General features: G+C 72.0%; 7 protein-coding genes. 6 read left to right on the top strand and 1 reads right to left on the bottom strand.

Annotated features, from left to right (window positions below; all coding sequences use genetic code 11):
- The 3 genes from HKK72_RS20540 to HKK72_RS20530 all read left to right on the top strand — a co-directional run.
- Positions 1-335: sensor histidine kinase (locus tag HKK72_RS20540; protein ID WP_315987354.1), on the top strand; the 335-nt coding region annotated here is incomplete at its 5' end.
- Entirely contained in the window at positions 332-1018 is a 687-nt protein-coding gene (locus HKK72_RS20535) for a response regulator (RefSeq protein WP_187236019.1), read from the top strand. The genes HKK72_RS20540 and HKK72_RS20535, both read left to right, overlap by 4 nt.
- Positions 1019-1127: 109 nt before the next feature.
- On the top strand, positions 1128-3275 hold the full coding sequence (locus tag HKK72_RS20530) for an MMPL family transporter (protein ID WP_187236018.1): 2148 nt from the start codon (positions 1128-1130) through the stop codon (positions 3273-3275).
- Positions 3276-3282: 7 nt separating this feature from the next.
- Here HKK72_RS20530 and HKK72_RS20525 read toward each other — a convergent pair whose 3' ends face one another.
- Entirely contained in the window at positions 3283-3927 is a 645-nt protein-coding gene (locus HKK72_RS20525) for a TetR/AcrR family transcriptional regulator (protein ID WP_187236017.1), read from the bottom strand.
- 147 nt (positions 3928-4074) lie between these two features.
- Between HKK72_RS20525 and HKK72_RS20520 the strand changes: the two genes are divergently transcribed.
- The 3 genes from HKK72_RS20520 to alc all read left to right on the top strand — a co-directional run bounded on the left by HKK72_RS20520 (position 4075) and on the right by alc (position 7157).
- The gene (locus tag HKK72_RS20520) at positions 4075-4677 is read left to right on the top strand and encodes an HAD family hydrolase (protein WP_187236016.1); all 603 of its coding nucleotides are present in this window, start codon (positions 4075-4077) and stop codon (positions 4675-4677) included.
- 96 nt (positions 4678-4773) lie between these two features.
- Positions 4774-6147 carry an allantoinase AllB gene (gene allB, locus HKK72_RS20515; protein WP_187236015.1) on the top strand — a complete coding sequence of 458 codons (1374 nt, stop codon included), beginning with the start codon at positions 4774-4776 and terminating at the stop codon, positions 6145-6147.
- Positions 6144-7157, top strand: a complete 1014-nt coding sequence (gene alc / locus HKK72_RS20510; RefSeq protein ID WP_187236014.1) for an allantoicase — start codon at positions 6144-6146, stop codon at positions 7155-7157. The genes allB and alc overlap by 4 nt, the downstream gene beginning before the upstream one ends.
- Positions 7158-7342 lie beyond the last annotated feature (185 nt).

The following is a 7342-nucleotide window of genomic DNA, read 5'->3' as shown; positions in this document are numbered from 1 at the left end:
TGACCCTGGAGGTACGCGGCCGCGCCGTACCGCTGGAACCGGCCGCGGACCACTCCGCCTACCGGATCCTGCAGGAGTCGCTCACCAACGTGCTGCGGCACGCCGGCCCGGCCGTCCGCGCCGCCGTGCGGATCTCCTACGACGACGATGGCGGCGTGGCGCTCGAGGTCACCGACGACGGCGCCGGACCGCCGCCCGAGGTCGCCGGCGGCGCCGGTCATGGGCTCGGTGGCATGGCCGAGCGCGCCGAGGCGGTCGGCGGGACCTTCACGGCGGGCCCGGCGCCCGGTGGCGGCTTCATGGTGCGGGCGAGGATGCCGGCGGTGACTTCGTGATCAGGGTGGTCCTGGCCGACGACCAGTCGCTCGTCCGCGCGGGCTTCCGCATGCTCCTCGACTCCGCCGATTGCATCGAGGTCGTGGGCGAGGCGGTCAACGGCGGTGAGGCGGTCGCGCTGGCACGGGACCGGCGGCCGCACGTGGTGCTGATGGACATCCGGATGCCCGAGGTCGACGGACTCACGGCGACCCGGCGCATCACCTCCGACCAGGCCCTGGCGGACGTGCGTGTCGTCGTGCTGACGACGTACGCCGAGGACGAGAACGTCTTCCGTGCGCTGCGGGCCGGGGCCAGCGGCTTCCTGGTCAAGGACATCGAACCGGTGGACCTGCTCCGCGGGATCCGTCTCGTGGCCGCGGGCGAGGCATTGCTGGCCCCCGCGGTGACCCGTGCGGTGATCGAGGCGTTCGTCGCGGCGCCCGCCCGGGCGGAGGCCGCCGTGCCGGTCCGCGACGTCCTCACCGCCCGGGAGCGAGAGGTCGTCCGGCTGGTCGGTCTCGGGCTGTCCAACCAGGAGATCGCCGCGAAACTGGTCGTCAGCCCGCACACGGCCAAGACCCACGTCAGCCGGGCGATGGTGAAGCTCGGCGCCCGCGACCGCGCCCAGCTGGTCATCTTCGCCTACGAGAGCGGTCTGGTCGTTCCCGGCGGCGACCCGGCCGTACCGCGCTGGGAGTAGCCGCGTAAGAGTAGGCCGGCCCGCGGGTGACTTCGCGGGCGGGACGCCATGGTCTCCCGTGGCCGGAATCCTCAGGTGTGCGAACCGCCGACCCGAGGAGAAGACCACGATGGGCGACCGTCCGAGCAGTCCACTCACCCGGCTGGCCGGCTTCTGTTACCGGCGCCGGCGTCTCACCGTGCTGCTGTGGATCGTCGGTGCGGCCGCGGCCATCGTCGCCGGGGCGGGCTTTCCCTCGTCCGCCGCGAACGAGTTCGAGGGTGGCAGGTCGGAGTCGGCACGCGCCCAGCGGTTGCTGGACCGGCACTTTCCCGGGCAGGGCGGCGAGTCCATCACGCTGGCCGTCCGGGCCGAGCGAGGCGTCGACGATCCCGCCGCCCGCGTACGCGTCGAGCGGCTGGTCGCTGCGATCGGCCGAACGCCGCATGTGACGGGCATCGTCTCGCCCTACCTGGTGCCCGGCCAGATCTCGCCGGACCGCCGCACCGCGTTCGCGTCCGCGGGCCTCGACGTGGTGGCCGACGACATGCCGACCGGCAGCGTCACGAAACTCATCGAGGCGGCGCACGCGGAGTCGGGAGACGGTGTCCGGCTCGCGCTCGCCGGTCCCGCGGTGGACGTCGCGGAGACGCCCGACGGCGGCTCCGAGGGGTTCGGGTTGCTCGCCGCGGTCGTCGTCCTCCTGGTCGCCTTCGGATCGGTGCTCGCGATGTGCCTGCCGATCGCGACGGCCCTTTTCGGCATCGGCACCGGTCTCGCCGGCACGGAGCTGCTGGGGCACGTGCTTCCGGCGCCCTCGTTCGGCCCGATCGTGGCCGGCCTGATCGGGCTCGGCGTGGGCGTCGACTACGCGCTCTTCATCGTCACCCGCTACCGCGAGGCGCTGGCGGGTGGAGCGGATCCGCGAGAGGCAACGGTGACGGCGATCGGCACGTCCGGACGGGCCGTGCTGTTCGCCGGGACGAGCGTCGTCGTCGCGCTGCTCGGCCTGCTGGTCATGCGGCAGCGGCTGTTGACGGGCGTGGCGGTGGCGTCCGGGACGACGGTGCTCATGACCATGATCGCTTCGATCACGCTGCTGCCCGCGTTGTTCGGCTTCACCGGCCGGGGGATCGACCGGCTGCGCGTGCCGCGCCTGGGCCGGGCGGGACGGCCCCTAGTGGACCGGTGGGCCGGGGCGGTGCAGAGGCGGCCCCTCGTGGCCGCGTCGGCCGCCGCCACGGTGCTGCTCGTGCTCGCCGCGCCGGCCGTGGCGATGCGCCTGAGCTTCCCCGACTCCAGCACGCAGCCGCGGCACACGAGCGGCTACGCCGCGCACCGCATCCTGGCCGACGGCTTCGGGCCCGGCTACGCGGCGCCACTGGTCTTCGTCGCCCAGGGCGGGGATGCCGGGCCGGTCGTCGAGGCGGTCCGGCGCACGCGCGGGGTCGCCGCCGCGACTCCGCCTCGTGTGAGCGACGACGGCACGGCCACGATCTTCATCGCCTACCCCGCCACCGGGGCGCAGGACTCCGCCACGCCCGAGCTGGTGCACCGGCTGCGCGACGAGGTTGTGCCGCGCGCGACGGCGGGCACGGACCTGCGGGTCCACGTGGGCGGGCCGAACGCGGCCCTCACCGACTTCGCCGACGACGTGCGATCCCGGCTGCCCTGGCTGATCGCCGTCGTGGTGGGCCTGTCGCTGGCGCTCCTCGTCCCGCTGGTCCGGTCGCCGGTCATCGCGGTGAAGGCGGCGGTGATGAACATCCTGTCCATCGGGGCGGCCTATGGTGTGCTGGTCGCCGTGGTGCAGTGGGGATGGCTCGGCGGCCTGCTGGGATTCCCCACGACGATGCCGGTGACCGCGTGGGTGCCGCTGTTCGTCTTCCCGGTCCTGTTCGGGCTCTCGATGGACTACGAGGTCTTCCTCATCTCGCGGATCCGGGAGGAGTACGAACGCCTCGGCGACACTCGTCAGGCGGTCACGCGAGGTTTGGAGCAGACGGCACGAGTGATCACCGCCGCCGCGGCCATCATGGTGATGGTCTTCCTGTCCGTGCTGCTCGGCGCCGAGGTGGCGGTGAAGCAGGTGGGGCTCGGTCTCGGCGTGGCCGTGTTCATCGATGCGACGATCGTGCGCATGGTGCTCGTACCCGCGGTGATGGAGCTGCTCGGCGGGGCCAACTGGTGGCTGCCGGCCTGGCTGGAGCGGCTCCTTCCCCGGCATGACCCCGAGGCCGGATCACCGGTCGAGCCGGTCGCCGTCTCGGCGAAATGACCGCCGGTCAGTGGGTGCAGATGCCGTCGAAGAGGACCTTGAGGTAGTGGTCGGACAGGCCCTTGGCGTTGAGACGGCCGCCGGGCTGGAACCATCGCACCGCCACCCAGATGGTGTCGCGGATCATGCGGTAGGTCAGCTTCGGGTCGATGTCCTCGCGGAACAACCCGGTCTTCTGACCCTTCTTGATCTCCGTGACCCACATCTTCTCGACCTCGTCCTCGGACTCGGAGAGATAGGCGAAGCGCTCCTGCGACTTGAGGTAGTTCCAGTCGTTCTGCATCACGGTGATGGCGGCGCGGTGCGGCTCCAGGGTGCCGAAGCAGATCCGGACCAGCGCGGAGATGACCTCGCGTGGATCACCGCCCTTTTCGACGGCGGCATGGTTGGCGGCCATGAGCTCGCCGAAGAACCCGGAGAGGATCTCGTCCACGATCGACTCCTTGGAGTCGAAGTGATGGTAGAGACTGCCGGACAGGATGCCGGCCTCTTCCGCGATGTTGCGGACCGTGGTGGCCTGGAAGCCTTTTTCCGCGAAGAGTTCCGCCGCGAGCCTGACGAGGTGTTCCCGCCGCTCGGAGGCGAGTGCGGGAGTGCCCTTCGCGCGACCCCTGCCCCCGGACCGTCCGCTGTTGGTGCTCGTGGTCGTCACCTTTTCAGTATGCCGGTCGAACCCGACCGCTAGCTCGAAGAACCGTGCGGACACCAGTTTATGACGCGGCCAAGCGCTTGTTGTGCAGGCGCCCCGGTACGGTGCGCCGCCATCGTGAGGAGGCACGCGCCCGAATAAGGTCGTGGGATGCCGCAGACGATCGTTTTCGACCTGTTCGGAGTCATCGCCCGCACCCAGACCGAGGAGGCGAGGGGCCGCATCGAGCGACTGGCCGGAGTGACCGGCGAGCCGTTCTGGGCAGCGTACTGGGCCGGCCGTGCCGCCTACGACGCCGGCCAGTCCAGCCAGGAGTACTGGATGGAGACGGCCGCCCGGCTCGGTGTGAGTTTCTCAGCGTCCACTGTGCAGGCGCTCGTCCAGGCCGATCTGGAGAGCTGGACCAGGGTCGACGAGCGCATGGTCGAGCTGGTGGCCGAACTCGCGGGCCAGGGCCGGGTCCTCGGCCTGCTGTCGAACATCATCGAGGACCTCGTCCCCATGTTCGAGGGCATCCACGGCCACTGGCTCGGACACTTCACCGCGCTCACCTACTCTTGCCGGATCGGCGTCGCCAAGCCCGATCCGCAGGCGTACGAGATCTGCGCCCGGCGTCTCGGAGTCGCCCCGGCCGACGTGCTGTTCTTCGACGACAGCGAGCGCAACGTGGTGGCCGCCCGCGAGACCGGCATGACCGCCGAGGTCTTCACCTCTCCCGAGCAGGTGCGCAAGATCCTCGCTGAGGCGAGGTGATCGATCTCGCCCTCGTCAGCCCGGCCGGTCGCGGGTACCTTCTGGCCGGAGACCTTCTGGGCTGGATCGAGCAGCCGTGAGCGGACAGGAGTCACCGTGACCGAACTCGACCTGGTCGTCCGCGCCCGCAGAGTGATCACCGAGGGCGGCGAGCCGGCCCGGTGCGTCGGGGTGGCCGCCGGCCGGATCGTCGCGGTCGAACCGTACGACTCCTCGCTCACGGCGGCCCGCTCGGTCGTGCTCGAGGACGACGAGGTGCTGCTGCCCGGCCTCGTCGACACCCACGTGCACGTGAACGAGCCCGGCCGTACGGAGTGGGAGGGCTTCGCGTCCGCCACGCGCGCGGCCGCCGCGGGGGGCGTGACGACGATCGTCGACATGCCGCTGAACTCGGTGCCGCCGACCGTGGACACCGGCGCCCTGGCCGCCAAGCGCGCGGCCGCCGAACCGCAGTGCCATGTCGACGTGGGGTTCTGGGGCGGGGCGATCCCCGGGAACACGCGAGGGCTGCGGGCGCTGCACGACGCCGGTGTGTTCGGCTTCAAATGCTTCCTGGTGCACTCGGGCGTGGAGGAGTTCCCGCACCTGACGGCGCGTGGGTTCGAGGAGGCGCTGACCGAGCTGCGCTCCTTCGACGGCCTGATGATCGTGCACGCTGAGGACCCGGACGTCATCGACGGAGCACCCGCCCCGCGAGGGGCCCGCTACGACGACTTCCTCGCCTCCCGGCCGCGCGGCGCCGAGGACACCGCGATCGCGCAGGTCATCGAGCTCGCCCGCCGGACCGGAGCCCGGGCGCACATCCTGCATCTGTCCTCCTCGGACGCCCTCCCGATGATCGCTTCGGCGCGGCGGGACGGCGTGCGGATCACCGTCGAGACCTGCCCGCACTATCTGACGTTCACCGCCGAGCAGGTGCCCGACGGCGCCACGCAGTACAAGTGCTGCCCGCCGATCCGCGAGGCCGCCAACCGCGAGTCGCTGTGGCGCGGTCTCGCCGACGGGGTCATCGACTGCGTCGTCTCCGACCATTCGCCGTGCACCCCCGAGCTCAAGCATCTGGACGCCGGAGACTTCGGGACCGCGTGGGGCGGCATCTCCTCCCTGCAGGTCGGGCTTTCGGCGGTCTGGACCGAGGCCCGCGCAAGGGGCTTCGCACTCGCCGACGTGGCCCGCTGGATGGCGGAGCGGCCCGCCGAGATCGCGGGGGTGCGCGGCAAGGGGCACATCGCGGCCGGCCACGACGCGGATTTCTGCGTCTTCGCCCCCGATGCCGTGCAGGTCGTCGACGCCGCGGCACTGCACCACAAGAACCCGGTGACGCCGTATGCGGGCGCGACGCTGTCGGGTGCGGTGCGCGGCGCCTGGCTGCGCGGCGAGCCGATCGATCCGGCACGCCCGCGCGGTCGCCTCCTCACCCGCGCGGGCGCCGCCGTGGGGGCTTCGGAAGCCGAGTGGAGGAAGATGTGAGCGATTTCCGGCGGCTGCCCGACCTCGCGGGGCGCGCGGTGGGCGGCTCGGTGGTGGCGGCCAACGACGAGTCCTTCGCCGAGCGCGAGAACCTCATCAATCCGGCGGCACCGGTGTTCTCACCAGGGACCTTCGGTCACAAGGGGCAGGTGTACGACGGGTGGGAGACCCGCCGGCGCCGTGAACCCGGGCACGACTGGGCGATGGTCCGGCTCGGCATGCCCGGCGTCGTCCGCGGCGTGGTCGTCGACACGGCGTTCTTCACCGGCAACTTCCCGCCGCAGGCCTCCGTGGAGGCGTGCTCGGCCGAGGGCTATCCGGGACCCGCCGAGCTGGAGCGGGCCGCCTGGGTGGAGATCGTGCCGAGGTCCCCGCTGCGGGGCGACGCCGCACATCCCTTCGACGTGGACGCCGAACGGCGCTTCACCCACGTACGACTGCGGATCTTTCCGGACGGCGGGGTGGCACGGCTGCGTGTGCACGGTGAGCCGGTCGCGGACCCGCGGTTGCTCGCGGGGCTGCCGGTCGACCTGGCGGCGCTCGAGAACGGCGGCATGGTGGAGGACTGCTCCAACATGTTCTACTCCTCGCCGAACAACCTGATCGCGCCAGGCCAGGCGACGGTGATGGGGGAGGGCTGGGAGACCGCGCGGCGCCGCGACGACGGCAACGACTGGGTGCTGGTCAGGCTCGCGGCCCCCGGCGTCGCCCGCCTCGCCGAGCTGGACACCACCCACTTCAAGGGCAACGCACCCGGGGCCGCCGCGCTGAGCGGCATCGACGCGCGTGTGGCGGCACCCGGAGACGAGGCCGCGTGGACGCCGCTGCTGGACCGGACCCGGCTGCAGCCGGACACCAGGCACCGGTTCCCGCTGGCCGGCGGCCACGAGGTCACCCATGTGCGCCTCGACGTCTATCCGGACGGCGGCATGGCGCGATTCCGGCTGTTCGGCGAGCTGACCCCGGATGGGCGGCTCGCCCTCGAGCGGCGCTGGTCCGGTCACGCCTGACCCCCTGACCCTGACGCCCTGACTCCCGGCTCTCCGATCCCCTGACCATCGGGCCGCCGGCCGATGCGACGAGCTCGGCACCGCGATGACGGCGGCCGGACCCATGCCGATCCGGTCGGCGCCCGGGTGGAGCTCACCCGGCGCGCGGCAGGATGCCCGCTCCGGCACGGCCCGCAGTCCGCTGC

This window comes from Actinomadura sp. HBU206391 (assembly GCF_014323665.1).
Lineage (GTDB): Bacteria > Actinomycetota > Actinomycetes > Streptosporangiales > Streptosporangiaceae > Actinomadura_C.
The sequence above is the reverse complement of the archived record's forward strand: the minus strand, read 5'-3'. Positions and strand labels throughout refer to the sequence as shown.